Annotated in this window: 16 protein-coding genes and 1 riboswitch; of the genes, 8 read left to right on the top strand and 8 right to left on the bottom strand. The window is 38.1% G+C overall.

Features of this window, described 5'->3' with window-relative positions; all coding sequences use genetic code 11:
- Nucleotides 1-38 precede the first annotated feature (38 nt).
- Both U859_RS0103525 and U859_RS0103520 read right to left on the bottom strand, forming a co-directional pair.
- Nucleotides 39-671, bottom strand: a complete 633-nt coding sequence (locus U859_RS0103525) for a response regulator (protein ID WP_029985421.1) — start codon at nt 669-671, stop codon at nt 39-41.
- Nucleotides 661-2,679 (bottom strand): sensor histidine kinase, encoded by a 2,019-nt coding sequence (locus tag U859_RS0103520; RefSeq protein ID WP_025142050.1) that lies wholly within the window; start codon nt 2,677-2,679, stop codon nt 661-663. The genes U859_RS0103525 and U859_RS0103520 overlap by 11 nt, the downstream gene beginning before the upstream one ends.
- Before the next feature lie 148 nt (nt 2,680-2,827).
- On the opposite strand from U859_RS0103520, the gene U859_RS0103515 reads away from it, so the two are divergent.
- From U859_RS0103515 to U859_RS0103495, 5 genes are all read left to right on the top strand, one after another.
- Nucleotides 2,828-3,226 carry a hypothetical protein gene (locus U859_RS0103515; RefSeq protein WP_025142049.1) on the top strand — a complete coding sequence of 133 codons (399 nt, stop codon included), beginning with the start codon at nt 2,828-2,830 and terminating at the stop codon, nt 3,224-3,226.
- 305 nt (nt 3,227-3,531) lie between these two features.
- Nucleotides 3,532-4,938 (top strand): dihydrolipoyl dehydrogenase, encoded by a 1,407-nt coding sequence (gene lpdA / locus U859_RS0103510; RefSeq protein ID WP_025142048.1) that lies wholly within the window; start codon nt 3,532-3,534, stop codon nt 4,936-4,938.
- Between the two features lie 253 nt (nt 4,939-5,191).
- Nucleotides 5,192-5,367, top strand: a riboswitch (TPP riboswitch).
- 66 nt (nt 5,368-5,433) lie between these two features.
- Complete coding sequence (gene thiD / locus U859_RS0103505; protein WP_025142047.1) at nt 5,434-6,252, top strand: bifunctional hydroxymethylpyrimidine kinase/phosphomethylpyrimidine kinase; 819 nt, start codon at nt 5,434-5,436, stop codon at nt 6,250-6,252.
- Entirely contained in the window at nt 6,249-6,902 is a 654-nt protein-coding gene (locus U859_RS0103500; protein WP_025142046.1) for a TenA family protein, read from the top strand. The genes thiD and U859_RS0103500 overlap by 4 nt, the downstream gene beginning before the upstream one ends.
- A 111-nt stretch (nt 6,903-7,013) precedes the next feature.
- Nucleotides 7,014-8,219 carry an MFS transporter gene (locus U859_RS0103495; RefSeq protein WP_025142045.1) on the top strand — a complete coding sequence of 402 codons (1,206 nt, stop codon included), beginning with the start codon at nt 7,014-7,016 and terminating at the stop codon, nt 8,217-8,219.
- 423 nt (nt 8,220-8,642) lie between these two features.
- Here the strand turns inward: U859_RS0103495 and U859_RS0103490 are convergent, their stop codons facing one another.
- From U859_RS0103490 to U859_RS0103465, 6 genes are all read right to left on the bottom strand, one after another.
- Nucleotides 8,643-9,446 carry a hypothetical protein gene (locus U859_RS0103490; RefSeq protein WP_025142044.1) on the bottom strand — a complete coding sequence of 268 codons (804 nt, stop codon included), beginning with the start codon at nt 9,444-9,446 and terminating at the stop codon, nt 8,643-8,645.
- A gap of 353 nt (nt 9,447-9,799) precedes the next feature.
- Nucleotides 9,800-9,958: a hypothetical protein gene (locus U859_RS31915; protein ID WP_162799847.1), complete on the bottom strand. Its 159-nt coding sequence runs from the start codon at nt 9,956-9,958 to the stop codon at nt 9,800-9,802.
- Between the two features lie 351 nt (nt 9,959-10,309).
- Nucleotides 10,310-13,504, bottom strand: coding sequence for an efflux RND transporter permease subunit (locus tag U859_RS0103480; RefSeq protein ID WP_025142043.1), 3,195 nt, complete (start codon nt 13,502-13,504; stop codon nt 10,310-10,312).
- Nucleotides 13,505-13,570: 66 nt separating this feature from the next.
- Nucleotides 13,571-14,638 (bottom strand): efflux RND transporter periplasmic adaptor subunit, encoded by a 1,068-nt coding sequence (locus U859_RS0103475; protein WP_025142042.1) that lies wholly within the window; start codon nt 14,636-14,638, stop codon nt 13,571-13,573.
- Nucleotides 14,639-14,640: 2 nt separating this feature from the next.
- Nucleotides 14,641-15,954, bottom strand: a complete 1,314-nt coding sequence (locus U859_RS0103470) for a TolC family protein (protein ID WP_240183004.1) — start codon at nt 15,952-15,954, stop codon at nt 14,641-14,643.
- Nucleotides 15,955-16,030: 76 nt separating this feature from the next.
- The gene (locus tag U859_RS0103465; RefSeq protein ID WP_025142040.1) at nt 16,031-16,642 is read right to left on the bottom strand and encodes a TetR/AcrR family transcriptional regulator; all 612 of its coding nucleotides are present in this window, start codon (nt 16,640-16,642) and stop codon (nt 16,031-16,033) included.
- A 167-nt stretch (nt 16,643-16,809) separates the two neighbouring features.
- On the opposite strand from U859_RS0103465, the gene U859_RS0103460 reads away from it, so the two are divergent.
- The 3 genes from U859_RS0103460 (at nt 16,810) to U859_RS0103450 (ending at nt 18,504) form a co-directional block, all read left to right on the top strand.
- Nucleotides 16,810-17,253, top strand: a complete 444-nt coding sequence (locus tag U859_RS0103460; RefSeq protein WP_025142039.1) for a sterol desaturase family protein — start codon at nt 16,810-16,812, stop codon at nt 17,251-17,253.
- 54 nt (nt 17,254-17,307) lie between these two features.
- On the top strand, nt 17,308-17,979 hold the full coding sequence (locus U859_RS0103455) for a hypothetical protein (protein ID WP_025142038.1): 672 nt from the start codon (nt 17,308-17,310) through the stop codon (nt 17,977-17,979).
- Nucleotides 17,980-18,051: 72 nt separating this feature from the next.
- Nucleotides 18,052-18,504 carry a hypothetical protein gene (locus U859_RS0103450; RefSeq protein ID WP_025142037.1) on the top strand — a complete coding sequence of 151 codons (453 nt, stop codon included), beginning with the start codon at nt 18,052-18,054 and terminating at the stop codon, nt 18,502-18,504.
- Nucleotides 18,505-18,522: the final 18 nt, after the last annotated feature.

Below are 18,522 nucleotides of genomic sequence, written 5' to 3'. Positions count from 1 at the left end.
ATTCATGGTTAATAGAATAATCAACCCTCAGCGCCAAACTAAATCAGCAACTGCTCGGTAGCAATATTAATCAGCTCGATAGCATTTTTAACATCAAGTTTCTGCATCATGTTTCGGCGGTGGGTTTCTACCGTAAGCGGACTCAGAAAAAGTTCGTCGGCTATACCTGCGGTGGTTTTTCCCTGGGCAATTAAACGAAGAATCTCATTTTCGCGTTTGGTAAATTTTGGTCGGCCTTTTAAATCATTTATTGATGGTTTAGCAATGATTTCTATCACCTCTTTACTAAAGGCCAGTTCTCCGTTAAGCGCTGTTTCGATGCAGTTTTTTAATTCTTCTACCGAGGCATTTTTTAAGATGTACCCGCTAGCCCCATTCTGTAAAATCTGCATAATAATGCTCCGTTCGGTATGGTTGCTAATGGCAATAACTGCAGTTGCTGGTGATAGTTTTTTTACCTGTGCGCATAGTTCAATACCATTAATATCGGGCAGCATGATATCGAGTAATACAATGTCGAGCTCATGATCATTTAAAAAGGCAATCAATTCACCGCCCGATTGGAAACTGCCCACCACATCCATATTACCAAGGTTGTTAATTAAGGATACAATTCCCTGGATCACAATCGGGTGATCATCTACAACGGCAAGTTTAATCTTATTGTTCATAATTAATGGGGATTTCGATATTTACGGTAGTTCCATTCCCGGACTGAGAATCGATTTCAAATTTGCCTTTCAGGTAGGCTACCCTGTTTTTGATGTTTTCTATACCCATTCCTTTTGTGTAGGTTGAGGTATCAAAACCGATTCCATTATCTTCTATGGTGATGTAAAAGTGGTTTTCGTTTTCGCTGCATTGCAAAACGATTTCTGTGGCACCGGCATGTTTTAAGGCATTTGTTAAAATTTCCTGTACAATCCGGTAGATGATGATTTGTTCTTCGAGCGCTATGTTTTTAGAGATATTTAATGCCTGGAAATCTACATGCAGCTCGTGACTCATCGCAGATTCTGCCAAATCTTTTAATGCCGTTTCCAGTCCGAATTTTAATAAAGTCTGAGGCATCATGTTTCTTGCAATGTGCCTTAGCTCGGTAACTGAACTGTCTAACTGGGTAACAATCCGTTGTAATTCTACATCATGTAATTGCATTTTCCGGTGTTTGGCCCAGTTGGAGAGATTTATTTTCAAACCCGATAGCATACCGCCAAGTCCATCATGCAGGTCCTGAGCTATCCTATTTCTTTCTTTTTCTTCGGCGTTAAGCATTGCCCTGCTAATTTCTAACTGTTGTTTCTGTTGTAAATCGGCTACTTTTTGCCTGTAGTTAATCGCCCTTTGTGCGGCCAGTTTTTTATAACCGTTAAAGTAGAAGAACAAAAGAATAATAATCACCAGGAGGAAAAATGACGCAGCGATCAATAGCATGGTAGTGGTTTTATTGTTTTTGATAATTACGGCGTGCTGTTTCTTTTCTGCATTTAAATGGGCAATCTTTTTCTGGTTTTCAGCATTTTTATATTTAATCTCCAGCGCATTAATATCTTCTTTGGTTTTATTTTCGTTCAGGCTATCTTTAAGCAATTTGCTTTTTTTGAGCAATTGGTAGGCTTCCTGAAGATTGCCTAATTCGTAATTGACTTCCGAAAGCGCTTCGGTTAAGCGCAGTTTATTGGTGGCGAGTGTGTTAATTTCTGGCTGATTAACAATCTGTAATAGTGTTTTTTTTGCTTCAACAAATTTTTTCTGATCGAAGAGGATCCGGTATTTCTCAAATACAATTTCCTGGAGCGTGTAATTATCGTTCAATTGTTCAGCCAGTTTAATCGCTTTATCAGCATCTGTTAAAGCCAGGTTTTCTTGCTTTGTATTGATGAAATAACGGGTGGTGCTTTTATAGTAATCGAGCCAGAATATTGCCATTGAGTAACCTGTTCTAACATGGTCCGACTTATCCAGTACTATTTTTGCAAGATCGAGGTATTTTTTAGTTTCGCTGTAATGCTTTAAATGGTAATAATTTTCAGATATGGTGTTATAAACATTAACGAGCAGGTAATATTTATCGGGAGTAGCGTCTTTTAAAGCATTTAAGCCCTGTTGCAGATATGGCTTTGCTTTTTCGTATTGACCAATGTTCATCAGTATGGTACCGATAGAAACATATTCTGTACCCAGAAGTTCCTTATGACCAGCTTTTTTAGAAAGTGGTAAAACACGGTTAATCAGTACATCAAGTGTGGTTTTCAAATCATCTTTATGTTGTTGTATCAAAGCATAGTTATGCCAAATCATTGATCTTATCCGATAAATTTCTTTTATATTAAATTTATTCAATAAAGAATCGGCTTTGATAAGTAATCTTTCTGTTTTAGGATAATCCTTGTAGAGATAAATTAAAGATTCGTACCAATATGATTTAGCCATTAGCAATGGATATGCTTTGCTCCATGATCTTCCCGTGTTTAAATAAGGAACAGCTTTATTACTATCTATTTCCGACCAAAAATTGCATAATTTAAAAGCTGTTTCAGCTTTTATGCTGTCAGATGCATTGGCCTGTAAAATCTTGCTCAGGCTATCAGTATATTTTTGATCAACTGGCCGCAACTGTGCTTTACCATTTAAATAACAAAAAATCAGGGATAAAAGTAGGATGATGTAATTTCTCATTAAAACTAAAAATGCATGCTTTATCTATTAACCAGAAATTAAAGTCAGAATATACCTGAAATCAGGTAGAAAAAAATGGTGTTTTCTGGTTATTGCACAGCAAAACGCGCATTTGTTTATTTGCAGTTCTATTTTTTAAAATCTAATTATGAAAAACATCAAAATTAAAACATTTGTACTTTCTTTCTTTGCGCTGGTTTTATTTACGGGTTTAATGTCATGTAAAAAAGACGATGCAGAAACTCCTTCAAAAAGTTCGCACAAGGTGGTATTTAAACTTGAAGCCTCAGCTGGAAGTAACATCAGTACAGTAGTTTATGGCTACGATTCGCAGATTACAACTGCTACAAGCTTAAGCGGATCTACCTGGGCCAGTCAGGAAATTACCGTACCTGCAGGCACACTTTCATTAAACATTGCTGCCAATGCAACAGGGGTTAATGCTAGCTCTACGCTAAAAGCACAGATTTATGTAGATGGAGAATTAAAAAGAGAAGGCACATCAAGCGGAGCAATTTTAAGCGCATCGGCGTCATTAAGTTTGTAGGTTGGTTCATTATTTATTGGTCAATCGGTTAGTTGTTTAAACTGGATATTGGCTCCAAACGCCAATCTCCCAACTCCAAAACAGTCTCTTTAGTCCATTTGGTTTGAGTTTATCAGAACATTTTATACGCTGAAAGTAAAATGTTTTGTACGCTCATCAAACCAATGGACTTTTGGGCTTTAATAAGCCATTTTATTGATCTTCAGCCATTGATTATGAAATACCGAACCATTTCAATTAGCCATTCGCTTTCAGCTTTCCGCCTTTTTTCCCTACATTTGGCTAATTAAAATTATCAAGAAATTATGCAATACGATGTCGTTGTTATCGGTTCAGGGCCGGGCGGTTATGTAGGCGCAATCCGTTGTGCTCAGTTAGGTTTAAAAACTGCAGTAGTAGAAAAATATAAAACTTTTGGAGGTACTTGCTTAAATGTAGGCTGTATCCCATCTAAGGCTTTGTTAGATTCTTCAGAGCATTTCCACAACGCTGCCCATACATTTACTACTCACGGTATCAACTTAAAAGATTTAAAAGTTGATATGAAACAAATGATCGCTCGTAAAGACGATGTTGTTGCTCAAAATACAGCTGGTATCACTTATTTGTTCAAGAAAAACAAAATCGATTCTTTCGAAGGTGTGGGTTCTTTTGTAGATAAAAATACCATCCTGGTAACCAAAGCTGATGGTTCTACCGAAACTTTGTCTGCTAAAAACGTAATCATTGCTACAGGTTCTAAACCAACAGCTTTACCATTTTTACCTATCGATAAAAAACGCATCATTACTTCAACCGAAGCTTTAAATATTAAAGAAGTACCAAAAACGATGGTGGTTATCGGTGGTGGTGTAATCGGCCTGGAATTAGGTTCGGTTTATGCCCGTTTAGGTACAAAAGTTTCTGTTGTAGAGTTTTTACCATCTATCATCGGCACTATGGATGCTGGTTTGGGTAAAGAACTTCAACGTGTTTTAAAGAAAACGTTAGGCATGGAGTTTTACATGGGCCATAAAGTTACCGGCGCTACCACGAAAGGTAAAACCGTAACCGTTACTGCTGAAACACCAAAAGGCGAAACCATTTCTTTAGAAGCTGATTACTGTATCGTAGCTGTTGGCCGTACCGCCTATAGCGAAGGTTTAGGTTTAGATAAAATCGGAATCACCGTAGAAGAAAGAGGTAAAAAAATTCCGGTTAACGAGCATTTAGAAACTTCGGTTAAAGGTGTTTATGCCATTGGTGATGTTATAACAGGAGCCATGTTGGCGCACAAAGCAGAGGATGAAGGTACTTATGTTGCCGAAACCATTGCCGGCCAAAAACCACATATCAATTATAACTTAATCCCTGGTGTGGTTTATACCTGGCCAGAAGTTGCTTCTGTAGGTTTAACCGAAGAGCAATTGAAGGAAAAAGGCGTAAAATATAAAGCAGGTTCGTTCCCGTTCAAAGCCAGCGGACGTGCGAAAGCGAGTATGGATACCGATGGTTTCATTAAAGTTTTGGCTGATGCTGCTACTGATGAAGTTTTAGGCGTACACATGATCGGGCCACGTGCTGCTGATATGATTGCTGAAGCAGTTATTGCCATGGAATTCCGCGCATCTGCTGAAGATATTGCACGTACCTGCCACGCTCACCCAACGTATACCGAAGCATTAAAAGAAGCAGCTCTTGCTGCAACTGATAACAGGGCGATACATATTTAACAATTGCCGTCATGCTGAACTTGTTTCAGTATCTTCTTATTGAGTTACACGTATAAAAAAAAATCCCGGTATTTATACCGGGATTTTTTTGTTTTAGCAACTTTCGTCATTTCAACTGAAGCTTGCCGGTTTTTCATCGGTAGCGAAATGGAGAAATCTATTAGTTACCTCCAGCTCATGGTTTATTTAAAAGATCTCTCATTTTCCTTTTTCCTGAAGGAATCAAAATTTAAGCCTTATATTGCACTATAAAATAAAACTTTAGGGGTGCCTTCAAATCGTTGGCTGAGAATATACCCATTTTGAGGTCAAAGGTAGAAGGTAAAAAGGTAGAGGGTAATGTCCTTCAGCCTTAAAACCCTCCAGTCATCAACCTCAAATGAACCTGATCCGGATAATGCCGGCGTAGGAAAATTAGTTTGTCTGCACATTTGCATATCATGCATTCTGCATTTGAAGACTCCTGAAGTTATATCACAAAACGTAGTCTTTTTTATGAATTATATTAATGTATTAACCATAGCCGGTTCTGATAGTGGAGGTGGGGCTGGTATCCAGGCCGATCTAAAAACCTTTTCTGCTTTGGGCTGCTTTGGTACTTCTGTCATTACTGCGGTAACCGCACAAAATACAATGGGAGTGAGGTCGGTACATGGTATTCCTGACGAAATGATTAAAGATCAATTGCAAGCCGTACTCGAAGATATATTGCCCGTAGCCATTAAAATCGGAATGATTAACCGTGCTGAAGTGGTACAGGTAATTGAAAAAGAACTAAAAGCTTACAATCAATCCGTTCCTGTTATTTTAGATCCGGTAATGGTGGCCACCAGTGGTCACCGCTTAATCGAACCCGATACCGTTAACCAATTGATCGAAAAATTGTTCCCGATGGTAAGCCTGGTTACCCCAAATATAGATGAGGCCATAATTCTTTCGGGACAAGAAATCCATAACCTCGATGATATGATAGCGGCAGGCAAGAAAATTGTCGGAAAAGGCGCAAAAGCAGTTTTGGTAAAAGGTGGTCATTTGGCTGGACCGATTATTTACGATGTGCTCATTTCTGGTGCTGAAATTCCGGTGGTTTTAGAAAGTGCCTTTATTTCTTCCAAAAACCTGCATGGAACGGGCTGTACTTTATCATCAGCTATAGCTGCCGAAATGGCGAAGGGCAACAATTTATTATCTGCAATTAAAAATGCAAAAAACTATATCAGTAATGCTTTACAAGCTGGCAGCGAAGTAAAAACAGGGCAAGGCAACGGACCTTTAAATCATTTTTTTAATCCCCTAAAATTAATTGTACAATGAAATGGAGCAAACAGGCCTGGGAACGGGTTAAACCCATCTATAACAAAATTTTAACCATGCCCTTTAATACGGAGCTGAGCAATGGTACCTTGCCTAAAGAAAAGTTTATCTTCTATTTAGCACAGGATGCCTATTACCTTTTAGAATTTGGTAGAACGCTAAGCACAATTAGTGGCCGTATGCAGGATGCAGAACTGGTTATGGCTTTCGCCGGGTTTTCTACAGGGGCAATTTTTGCCGAGCGGAGTTTACACGAAAGTTATTTTGTAGAATTTGGTTTACCAAATAAAGTGGAGCCTTCACCTGCTACACTTTTGTATACCAATTATATCCTTAGTCAGGCGGCTTATGCCAATGTTGAAGTTGCTGCGGCAGCTGTTTTGCCTTGTTTCTGGATTTATAAAGCTGTTGGGGATTATATTTTCGCACAACAAACAGGAGATCAAAATCCCTATAAAAGATGGATTGATATGTATGCCGGAGCAGAGTTTGCTACTGCGGTAGAAAAAGCAATCGGCATTACCAACCAATTGGCAGCAGAGGCTAATGCCGAAACCCAGGAGAAAATGTTAGTTGCTTTTGAAATGGCAACCCGGCTCGAATGGATGTTTTGGGACAGTGCTTACGAACAGGAAAAATGGAAAATTTAACATTTTAACCCTAATCATTGCAAATATTTTAATATAAAATCAAAAAATAGTCGGTATTTCCAATAGATTTAAGGAACTTTGCAGCTTAATCTATTATTTAAAACATCAATTTTGGAAGAAAGTACGCAAGACAAGGAAATTTTAGTTAACCAAGAAAATAAGCCTGTATTAGCACAAAGCTCTCCAAAACAAGTCCGTTTAGCCATATCAGCCTTTTACTTTATGCAGGGGGTCTGTTTTGCAAGTTGGGCTAGTAGAATACCCACTTTTAAAGCTTCGATGGGTTTAAATGATGCAGAATTAGGATCTATTCTTTTTGCATTGCCTGCAGGGCAGATCATTACCATGTTTTTTTCTGCAAAACTCACCACACATTTTGGTAGTAAAAAAATGCTCAGGGCAACTGCTCCATTATATGCAATTGCTTTAACTTTTTTGGCCTTAGCAAGCACTGGCTGGCAATTGGCTGCTTTTTTGGTGCTGTTTGGCATTACTGGTAATCTTTGTAATATCGCCTTAAATACGCAGGGTGTTGCTGGCGAAAATTATTATGGCAAGCCAATTATGAGTTCTTTCCATGGGGCCTGGAGCATTGGGAATTTAACAGGGGCATTAATTGCACTGGGGATGGTGAATTTAAAATTAGGGATGTACACCCATTTTTGGATTATCGCCTTAATATCCTTAACCAATGTGGCATTTAGCTCAAAAAAATTATTGAATTATAATAAACCTGATGTGCCTGTAGAGAAAACAAAATTCTTTACCATGCCACAAGGTATTTTAGTATTGTTGGGAGTTATCGCTTTTTGCAGTATGGCCACCGAAGGAACGATGTTCGATTGGAGCGCCATTTACTTTGAAGATGTAGTGAAATTGCCCCATAATAAGGCTATTATCGGTTATGCTTCATTTATGTTCATGATGGCCAGCGGAAGGTTTTTAGGTGTTTATCTGATCAGTAAATTCGGGCGGAAAAACCTGTTGCAAATCAGCGGGGCCATTATATCAATTGGTATGGCATTGGCCGTAATATTCCCAAATATTATTGTCGCTATTTTTGGTTTTATGCTTATCGGTCTGGGGGTTTCCAGCATCGTACCCATGGTTTATAGTATTGCAGGTAACAATAAAAAAGTGCCTGCAGGTAAGGCCATTACCATGGTTTCGAGTATCGGGTATTTTGCTTTCCTGTTTGGTCCGCCTTTAATTGGTTATGTTTCGCAATTATCGAGTTTACGTTATTCTTTCGGGATTATTTCTGTTTTTGGTCTGCTCATTACTTTTTTGGTCACGAAAATAAAAGCTATAAACTAAGATTTCATTCCTTAAAAATATATTGATCATTTGAAGCGCAAGGTCAGTACAAAAAAATAAATTTCTTCCCGTTTTACGCTTGTACGCTTTGCTTCCTCGTACCTCGTTGCTACAGGGTACCGCTTCAACCGGGGCTAGGTGGCCAATACAGTGTTTTATTTTTAAGGTTTGCAGGGTGCAGAACCCCAGTTCCTAAACCCGATTGTAATGATTCCGATTTAAGCATTGTTGTTTATTAGTTTTTGGTATGCTTGCTTGTCTCACAGGTTTCATCGGAAGTAATGAAAAGCGGGACTGCAAACCTCCAAGAACCACTGTATGTTCATTTCCAAATTTTAAGATGCTAAGTATGTCTTAATTTATTTTGGTCATTAAAACACCAACCGATAGAATAATAAGCTTAAATTTTCTTCAATGTCTTATCTATTCTTTCCTGATTATTCCATGTTCCTTGAGTGCAGCTACTGCGAGTTCTATCAGTCTAAAATTTTCTTCCTGATGACCATGCTGTACTTCAACATTGATATAAGGTATATTATTTTGCATGGCATAAACTGAAAGCGAGCCATCGTTGGTGGCGAATTTAGATTGCAGGATTACATTTACATTTGCTTTTTTTAAGCTCGTGAACAATCTTGGCTCAGTTACGTAAATCAGATCGTCGCCATCCATCTGGAAGTTGATGTAAACAGAATCAGCTGTGCTGGCTAGGTCATAACCTGGCAAATAAGATGAGATGCCAAAACCACCATCAGCATTATTATGAAGCGTTAAAAAATAACCTGTAGCTTTTGGGTCGTAAAAATCGACGATCTGTTTACCAGCGCTTAGTATTGCTTTTTCAACTTCGTTAGAGCTAAACCGGTCTTTTTTTAACCTTGTATTTACACCCACTTCGGTATATATCGCATTGGGATCAATACGATACTGGTCGTCCATATAGCTGAAATAATAATCCCTCACCGCTCCGTACTGACTGTCGATCAGTTCACCGCCGTACCAACGGATATAATCAAAACCAGCCTTTACACCAGTATCTTCATTATCATGTACCACCAAAAACTTTACGCCGTTGGGTTTATAGCTGTATTTTACTAAGGTGATATCCAAATTGCAAAGTTTAATAAAACTCGAATCGGTACTCATGGCAGCAAAAACAGGTGGATGCTGAGCTTTTACAAGAAGGGTAGAACAGATCAGGAATAGGCTAAGAATGATTTTGAACATATCCCTAATATACAATGTGAGTGCATAATTTGTTTGAATACAGCATTGTAGAATTATCTGCGCAGGGGCAAAAGCAAGTAATTTAAGTATACTTTTCCGCGTTTTCTGAGTTCTCTATGGTAAAAATTGAAATGGTTCGTGGAGACACAAACCATGGCGTAGGGTTATTTGGTAAATAAGATTTATTGAAGGTAGAACTTAGATATAATTCTCCGTGTTATCTGAGCTCTCCGTCGCAAAAATAAGTGGTCTGTGGAGCAATGTTGTTAAATTAAGAGGAAAATCAAAAATCGTTGTCACCCCGAGGGATAATTTATTTCATAAAAATCGATATAAATGACGTATTCAATTGATTATTTTCTGCCCACTGCACATTCTTGCCTCGGCTCGCCGCCGCCGAAGGGCTCTTTCTTTTTGGCATCAAAAAGACCAGCGAAGCTAGCTTGAATACCATTAAAAACATAAATACTGATGAAAAAACAAAAAATGCCGGCTGAAAATTTTTCTTTCAAAGCCAGTAGGGTGGCAGGGTCAGTAGAGCCCGAAAAATTTGTTAGGCCGGATTTAAGTAGAACGGAGATGTGGTGCTTTGGCCTGGCTGGACGGGAAATGTATAGTTCCGTAAAATGCTCATTAATAAATAATTACAAAATAACGTCAATGGTAGCGTAGTCGAAGGGCATCTACTTTAAATTGATCATCCTTTATAAGTCTTCGACTACGCTCAGATTGACAACCGCGCGGCTTAACTTAATGACATTGCTTGTGGAAATACGAACCATGGCTAGTGATTTTTAAAAATAATTCCATAAAAAAGCCCCGATTTTGGGTCGGGGCTAATTGATTGTTAATATGGATGTTGATTAATGTCCGTGATCTAAATCGTATTCATTTACATCTTTATGATCGTATGGCTCTTCCATTAATTCGTCAATGGTTTTTCCTTTTTTGTTGAAACCAAAGCGCTCTAACATTCTATCGAATATTAAGTACACTACCGGTACCACAATTAAGGTTAAGAATAACGAACTGGTTAATCCACCTACGATAACCCATGCCAAACCATTTTTCCATTCAGCACCTGCACCACTTGCCAATGCAATTGGAAGCATACCGAATACCATGGCGATGGTTGTCATTAAAATTGGTCTTAAACGTGCATGGTTGGCCAATACAAGTGCTTCTTTGGTTTCTTTACCTTCAGCCTTTAAGTGGTTGGTAAAATCGACCAGGATAATCGCGTTTTTCGCTACCAGACCCATCAACATAATCAAACCTAAAATGGTGAAGATACCGATTGAGTTGTTGGTTAAAGCCAGTGCTAATAATGCCCCAATTACCGCTAACGGAAGCGAGAACATTACCACCAATGGATAAATAAAGCTATCGTAAAGGGCAACCATGATTAAGTACACCAAAATGATAGAGGCCAATAAGGCAATACCCAAAGTACCAAAACCTTCGCTCTGGTTCTCCTGATCACCCGCCCAGCTATAACTTACGCCAACTGGTGCTTTTAGCTTACCATTTTTTTGCATTTCTTCCAGTTTTGCCTGGAACTCAGCAACCACGGTTCCTGTTGGTCTACCGATTGATTGTGCCTTAACAGATACTGAAGTAGATTTATTTAAACGCTCTAACTGACTTGGTCCTGAACCTTCTGTAATCGTTGCAAACTGTGATAATTTAATCTGTTTACCATCAGCGTTTACAAAAATCAGGTTACGTACGTCGTCAATGTTCTGGCGGTTAAAGTTCTGGTACTGGATATTGATATCGTACTCGTACTCACCTTTTCTATATTTACCATCGGTATTACCCGCAAACGCTGTTTGCATGGTAGAACCCACCGTTTGTAATGTTAAGCCAACAGCCGACATCTTATCACGATCCACCTGAACGTTAATCTCAGGTGTACCTTTCTCTACCGATAATTTAATCTCGGTAGCACCAGGAATAGAAGCAAGCACTTTTTGCGCACCTTCAGCGTATTTCAAAGCACTATCTAAATCAGACCCCATTACCACCAACTGGATCGGTGCATTTTCTGCAATACCCAAAATACTGATCGGAACGGTTTTTACTTTTGCACCAACTAATTCTTTTGCCAGTGCACGACTCATTTTAGTGGCGAAAATATCTGAAGAAACACCCTTACGCTCATCACGCTCAACAAGTTTTACGTTGATTTCCGATTTGTAGGCTGTTGCCTGCGTACCACCAAAATCACCTGTCGATTGACCAACAGTAGTAATTAACTGGGTAATTTCTGGTTGTTTATCTAAATAAGCTTCTGCTTTTTGTGTTAAGAAGTTGGTTTGTTCTAGTGAAGCATCTTTCGGTAACTCCAACTGTACTAAGAACTCGCCTTTATCTGATTTAGGGAAGAACTCAGAACCGATAAAACCACCCACCAATAATCCGCATGAACTTAAAAACATCACCACAACGGCAACCAAAGTAAGTGCTTTATGGTTTAAAGACCATGTTAAAATGCTGGTAATCCAAAGGGTAAATTTCTTTAACTGTTTTTCGAACCAAAGGATAAAACGGCCAAATATATTTTTGCCTTCGATGTGTTCTAACTTACCAAAACGTGAGAAGATCAATGGAACAATGGTAAATGAAGCCACTAATGAAAGTAGTGTTGCAATAATTACCACAATACAGAACTGACGAAGGATGTTCGAAACCAAACCGGTACTTACCGCAATAGGGAAGAACACTACCACAATTACGAAAGTAATGGATACAACCGTAAAACCGATCTCTCTTGTCGCATCAGATGCTGCCCTTACTTTGTTTTTACCCATCTCCATGTGTCGCTGGATATTCTCCAGTACCACAATCGCATCATCCACAAGGATACCTACCACGAGTGATAGCCCCAATAGCGACATTAAGTTTAAAGTAAAGCCGAATAAGCTGATCCCGATAAACGTAGCAATTAACGAAACCGGAATAGATACCATTACAATTAACGCATTACGTAAACTGTGCAGGAAGAAAAGCATTACGAAGGCCACCAAAATAACCGCAAGGATCAAATCGTGGATTACCGCATCTGCAGATTCTAAGGTAAAAATTGAGCTATCGTTAACAATTCTGATATCAAGCTTGTTGGCTGCGTATTCATTTTTAAGTTTAGCGATAATGGCGTGTACACCTTTACTTACCTCTACCGCATTCGCATCACTTTGTTTAATGATCTGAATAGCGATAGATGCTTTACGATCGATACGGGCCAGTTTTTCGGTTTCTTTTTGCGAATCCTGAACATCAGCTACATCACCTAAACGGATCTGTGCTCCATCTTTTGATGTTGTTAAAGCCAGATTTCTCAACTCTTCCATACTTCTGTATTTACCCGATAAACGGATCAATACATCCTGGTTTTGAGTTTTAACACTTCCGGTAGGGAAATCCAGGTTAGAAGAGAGAATTAATTGCTGAACCTGAGGAACTGAAAGGTTATATCCTTGTAATTTATCAGCATCTAATGAAACCTGAATTTCACGCTCTGAACCACCTACCAGGTTAACCTGTGCAATACCGCTTACCCTCGAAATTACCGGGGCAATACGTTTGTCGATCAGGTCATAAAAGGTAATATCATCCATATTTGCCGAAGCAGACATGGTGATTACCGGTAAATCATCAAGTGAGAATTTACTTAATGATGGTGTTTTAACATCCTCTGGTAAGTCAGAAAGAATGGCATTTACCTTTCTTTGTGCATCATTTAAGGAGATATCGATGTTAGCTGCATCAGTTAAGGTGATGGTAACGGTTGATAAACTCTCAAACGATACAGAGTTGATCTTTTTGATGTTTTCCATCGATGATACCGCGTCCTCAATCTTTTTGGTTACGGTATTTTCAACCTCATTTGGTGAAGCACCAGGGTAGATGGTCGAAATAGATACTACGTTGTTAGAGAATTTTGGAAGTAATTCATAACCCAACGAAAAGTAACTTAATAGCCCCAGCAAAGTAAGTGCGGTAAACACCACAATCACCAGCGAAGGCCTTTTTATAGATATATCTGTTATCTTCATTTTAATTAGTATTGCGTTTTGCGATTGGCGTATCGCGTTTTTAAAAGCCGACTAAATTCCTTTAACTTATTTTACGATACTCACCGGAGCACCTTCAGTTAAGTTAATCTGTCCACTGATGATTACAGTTTCACCTTCTTTTAATCCATCAAGAATTTCAACATTGTCGCCCAAAATACGACCAGCCACAACATTGCGGATTTTAGAAGTATTGTTAGCTTTATCCAACACAAAAACCTGGTTGCTGCTTACACTACCCACAAAAGAAGTACGTGGAATAATGATGCTTGGTGCCTGTTTAGGGAATTTGAATATTGCTGTTCCGTACATACCCGCTTTTAAGGTGTTTTTATGGCTGTTGTCTACCTCAATTTCAATCGGGAAGTTTAAAGTTCCATCAGCTTTAGCAGCAATGAAAGTTACCTTTCCAGAGAAATTATCAGTCGGGAAAACAGATGATTTAATTTCAATCTGATCTCCGATTTTAAGGTTGGCAACCTGCGATTCGTTTACGTTAACTTTCAGTTTTAATTTAGAAACGTCAACCAATTCGAATAACTGGGTACCTTGTGCGGTTACAAATGCACCAACCTCAATGTATCTTTTATTTACGATACCGTTAATTGGCGATTTAATGTTTGCATCACTTAATTTTCTTTGCGAAGCCTGTAAACGAAGTTTAGCATTTCTGGTAGTCAATTTAGCCTGATCTAACTGTTGTTGCGTAACACCACCAGTTTGGAATGAGCTTTGGTACCTGGCCTCGTCTCTTACCGCATTCTGGTAAGTAGCTTCAGCAGTTTCTCTATCCGTATTGATAATTTCTGCATCAACACGTGCCAAAACCTGACCTTTGCTCACGCGGTCACCTTCATCAACATTAATGGCGGTAACACGACCTGCATTTTCTGATAAGAAATTTAGTTCTTGCTTTGGAACAAAGTTTCCGTTAGCCGCAAAATCTAAATTCACAGCTTTTCTCTCTACTTCAGCAACACGAACGGCAACAGCACCACCACCTTTAGCAATGAAAGCAGTTTTCTCTTCATTCTTCTTTTTATTGTTGCTTAAAACATAAGCTATTGCACCAAGGGCAACAACAACTACGATAATTATGGTAATTACTCTTTTCATTTCTATTGTACTAGCGATTTAATATTTCCGTTTGATTTTATTAATTGTATTTCGGCTATCTTGTAATTCAATAAAGCCTGCGTATAGCTGTTCTGTGCCGATGTAAGTGCATTTTCTGTATCCAGAAGATCGGTTAAAGAGGCCAAGCCATTGTTATAGTTGTTCTGTGTGCTTTTGTAAATTTCCTGAGCTAAATCAGCATTTTTACGTTGCGATTTAATGGTGTTAAGGTTGTTGCGCAACTGTATTTTAGCATTCTCGTAAGCCAGATTTAAAGAGTTTACAGATTCTTTTCTGCTTTCCTGTGCTTTTTTAATGTTCACATCTGCCTGACGGATTTTTGAACGTGTTAAAAATCCATTAAAAATTGGCACTTTTAAAGTTAGCCCAACCGCTGATGCACCATATCCGATTGCAGCAGCATTAGATTTTAAGAAATCGAAACTATCACTTTGGCTTGAATACGTATAATTACCCGTTAAAGCCAGTGATGGATAGTATTCGGCAACGTAAGCTTTTCTTTGCAGTGATAAAAGTTTATCCTGATTGTTCAAAAGCTTAACCTCTGTTCTGTTGGCCAGATCGATAGAATCTGTAAATACAGGCAGTGTAGTTACCTCTGTTAATTCGGTAGCAGGCAGGTTAATTGGTGTAGAAACCGGCATACCCATCGAAAACTTCAGTTGGTTTTCCAACTGTGTAATCGCGTTGATGGTTTGTTCACGTTGTGTAGTGAGGTTAGTTAAATTAACATTGATACGGTCAACGTCGATTTTTCTGGCCAAACCATTTTTAAACTGATTCGAAACAATTTTCTCTACAATCTTCACATTTTTAATATTAGTGTCGATTACGTTAAGCTGTTGTCTGTTTACCAAAACCTGATAGTAATTGTTGGCAACCAGTTCGATAATCTGCTCTTCCGTTAATTGCGAAGTAAGGTTATAATACTCTTCGCTCGATCTTGCAGCCTGTAAACCGGTAAAAACCTGTTGGTTAAATAACTGTTGCGAAAGTTGAACACCTGCAGTTGAATTCCAGTTCTGACCTAATTTGATCGCCTGTGTTTGTCCGCCGAAATTAGCAACCAATTGGCCAATAATAGGATTGTAGGTTAAGCCTACATTTCCTGTAAGCTGAGGTAAAGCCTGTGCCCTTACTTCCTCTACCTTATATCTTCCGCCTTCAATATCCAGTTTCGCATTCCGGACTTTAGTATTGTTTTGGAGCGCATAGGTCAGCGCATCTTTTAAGGTAACCTGCTGCTGTGCAACTACCAGCTGTGGTAAAACCGAGCCGATTAGTAGTAGGAGCATTAATTTTACCAATTTTACTCTAAGCATAATGTATTGTTTTTTGTTTTTGGGTTCTTATCTATTTTAAGTTTTTATTTCAATCTGCGCATCTTAAACCTCTTACAAATATGGTGGTGAGGTTTTTTTGCTTCAGCGTCATTTTATTAAATGCTTTTTTATCCGGGAAAAGGTCCTTGCCAGTTTCCATTATACACATAGTACAAAGGCCCATCAAACTTTCCAGATAAAGTTCGGCAACGTGGAAAGTATCCTCATGCTCTATCTCTCCTTTTTCTTTTGCGCGGCTAAAAATTTCTGCAAAGAATTCTTTTTCAGAGCTTTTAAGCGCATGCAGTTTACCTTTTATTACATCATCATTTAATAAATCAGGGATACCTTCTGTAATCCTCAACATGTAATATTTTTGGAAAAAGGTATTTCTAACGTCTATAGTGCTAAAAAGAATTTCTTCCAAAGGAAGATCGGGATTGTATTTCTTTTTGATTAGTTCAAAAAAATCGTGGAATACCCTTTCTATTACGCCTATAATTAAATGTTTTTTATCCGGGAAATAATAATAAAGCGATGGTTTGGAAACGGAAAGATCTTCTGCAATATCATTCATCGTGGTTTTACCAATTCCAAAATGGATAAAGCGTTTTATCGCACCATCAATAATCTGCTCTCTCTTTTTATCGGCTACAATCATTTTACTTTTCTACTTTCTGACTTTTTTAATATTTTAGTCAAAAATAGTGCTAAAAAATGATTTGTCATGAAATGTTTGTTGAAAAGCGCATTAAGCTTACAATTCTATGACTCATTTTTAATTCTTCGGCTGTTTATATATCTTTACAAACCAATCATTTAGAAATCTTGTCATTATTCTTTAATGTTTTAACTGTATTATTTACCGTCGTTGTGATGGAGTGTTTGTCGTGGTTTATACACAAGTATTTATTCCATGGTCCGCTGTGGTTTCTGCATAAAAGCCATCACCAAAAGGCAAAATCATTTTTCGAGTGGAATGATGTTTTTGCATTACTGTTTGCTGCGCTCTCTTTGTTTTTAATGTATATCGATCGGGATGATTTGGGTTACAGGTTTTTTATCGGTTTGGGCATTTCTTTATACGGTATGGTTTATTTTGTGGTGCACGATTGGTTTGTGCACCGCAGGTTTAAAACCTTCAAAAGCAATAATACTTATTTACAGGCTGTGCGGAAAGCGCATAAAATCCATCATAAAAATAGGGGAAAGGAAAGAGGAAAAGCTTTTGGGTTACTATTTGTAAGGAAAAACTTAATAAAAAATGATTAATATATTTTTTAACTAACTAATTAGTTTTATATTTATATTGTAAATATAAAGCTGATGAGAAAACTTATTTTTTGCTTTGCACTACTATTTGTAGGCTCACTGCACGCACAAACCATCAAATTCACTGTAGAAGGGATCGTTCAAAAGCCTAAAAATTCAAAATTTGCTTATCTGGTTAGCCTTGCGCCGGTTGCAGGAAAACCAGATTTGTTTTTGGTGAGGCCAATGGAAGGTAATCGTTTTCTTCTTTCTGCAACATCTGATTTAGAAGGCAACTTATTAAGAGACGGTTTCATTTTTCTTGATGAACGCGGGGATATCACTTTAGAGGAAGTAAAATCAAAAATAAAGCAGAAGCTTTGGTTTGTGGGTGGTAGTGCTAATTTGAAAACAATTTATCTTGAAGATATCAAATTGGATATCGAAAACCCTTATAATTTGCAGTCGGCAAAAATAATAGAAGGCGGAATTTACCTTCAGCAATTAAAAGATGCCATGCAGGCACTTAGAGACCGGAAGCTGTTAACTTTCGTTAAGCAAAATGCCGATTCGCCAGTGGCACTTAGCGAAGTGGGCAACTTTATACGTTTTGCCAATATCCCTGGTTTTTTCAAGGCGTTTGATTTTAGTTCGCCAATGGAATTATACGGAGCACTCTCAAACCGTTTAAAAAACAGTAAGGAGGGAAAAGCAGTTAAAAAGAAAATTGATGAAGAAAAGAAATAATAATGGTTGAATGAATTGTGTTTAATAATTATTCCTGGCAAGGTGCTTGTGCTCGTATATTAAACTTATGCCATGAGAAAAATCTATTATTACTCTTTACTTTTATCATTAGTGGCAATTACATCATGCCGTAAGAAAACAAAGACAGATCAAGATCGCGCAATTGCGCTCGTAGAATCTGGGTACGAAAAAAGCGGGCAAAAACTCGACTTTGAGAATGCAAAACTCGATAGCCTTTATAACATTTCTCCAAAAGCTTACGGCGATAGCATAAAAAAAGGAAATGAACTGGATGCCACTTTAGCCCGATTGGAAAGTGAAATCGAACATTTAAGTCAGGCAGAATCAGATAGCGTAGGTTTAATCAGTGCGCAATTGACTAAAGAAAGGTACCGTTTGCTGGAACTTGCCAAAACCAAACCCACTTTTGTCGGCTGGAAACTTTCTGGCGTGAAAATAGAAGCGCCACAGCCAGTAATTAAAAATTTCAAATTTGATAAAGAAATTACAAAGATTGTAGAATAATTTCCCCTTAAATTAATT

Source organism: Pedobacter jeongneungensis, assembly GCF_000633455.1.
Taxonomy (GTDB): Bacteria; Bacteroidota; Bacteroidia; order Sphingobacteriales; family Sphingobacteriaceae; genus Pedobacter; species Pedobacter jeongneungensis_A.
This window is presented reverse-complemented; position numbering and strand designations above follow the sequence as displayed.

Coding starts and splice junctions, on each gene's coding strand:
- U859_RS0103480 (WP_025142043.1), bottom strand. CDS start 13,504: ATGAAGATAACAGATATATCTATAAAAAGGCCTTCGCTGGTGATTGTG.
- U859_RS0103465 (WP_025142040.1), bottom strand. CDS start 16,642: ATGATTGTAGCCGATAAAAAGAGAGAGCAGATTATTGATGGTGCGATA.
- thiD (WP_025142047.1), top strand. CDS start 5,434: ATGAATTATATTAATGTATTAACCATAGCCGGTTCTGATAGTGGAGGT.
- U859_RS0103450 (WP_025142037.1), top strand. CDS start 18,052: ATGAGAAAAATCTATTATTACTCTTTACTTTTATCATTAGTGGCAATT.
- U859_RS0103475 (WP_025142042.1), bottom strand. CDS start 14,638: ATGAAAAGAGTAATTACCATAATTATCGTAGTTGTTGTTGCCCTTGGT.
- lpdA (WP_025142048.1), top strand. CDS start 3,532: ATGCAATACGATGTCGTTGTTATCGGTTCAGGGCCGGGCGGTTATGTA.
- U859_RS0103525 (WP_029985421.1), bottom strand. CDS start 671: ATGAACAATAAGATTAAACTTGCCGTTGTAGATGATCACCCGATTGTG.
- U859_RS0103455 (WP_025142038.1), top strand. CDS start 17,308: ATGAGAAAACTTATTTTTTGCTTTGCACTACTATTTGTAGGCTCACTG.
- U859_RS0103470 (WP_240183004.1), bottom strand. CDS start 15,954: ATGCTCCTACTACTAATCGGCTCGGTTTTACCACAGCTGGTAGTTGCA.
- U859_RS0103500 (WP_025142046.1), top strand. CDS start 6,249: ATGAAATGGAGCAAACAGGCCTGGGAACGGGTTAAACCCATCTATAAC.
- U859_RS0103515 (WP_025142049.1), top strand. CDS start 2,828: ATGAAAAACATCAAAATTAAAACATTTGTACTTTCTTTCTTTGCGCTG.
- U859_RS0103490 (WP_025142044.1), bottom strand. CDS start 9,446: ATGTTCAAAATCATTCTTAGCCTATTCCTGATCTGTTCTACCCTTCTT.
- U859_RS0103520 (WP_025142050.1), bottom strand. CDS start 2,679: ATGAGAAATTACATCATCCTACTTTTATCCCTGATTTTTTGTTATTTA.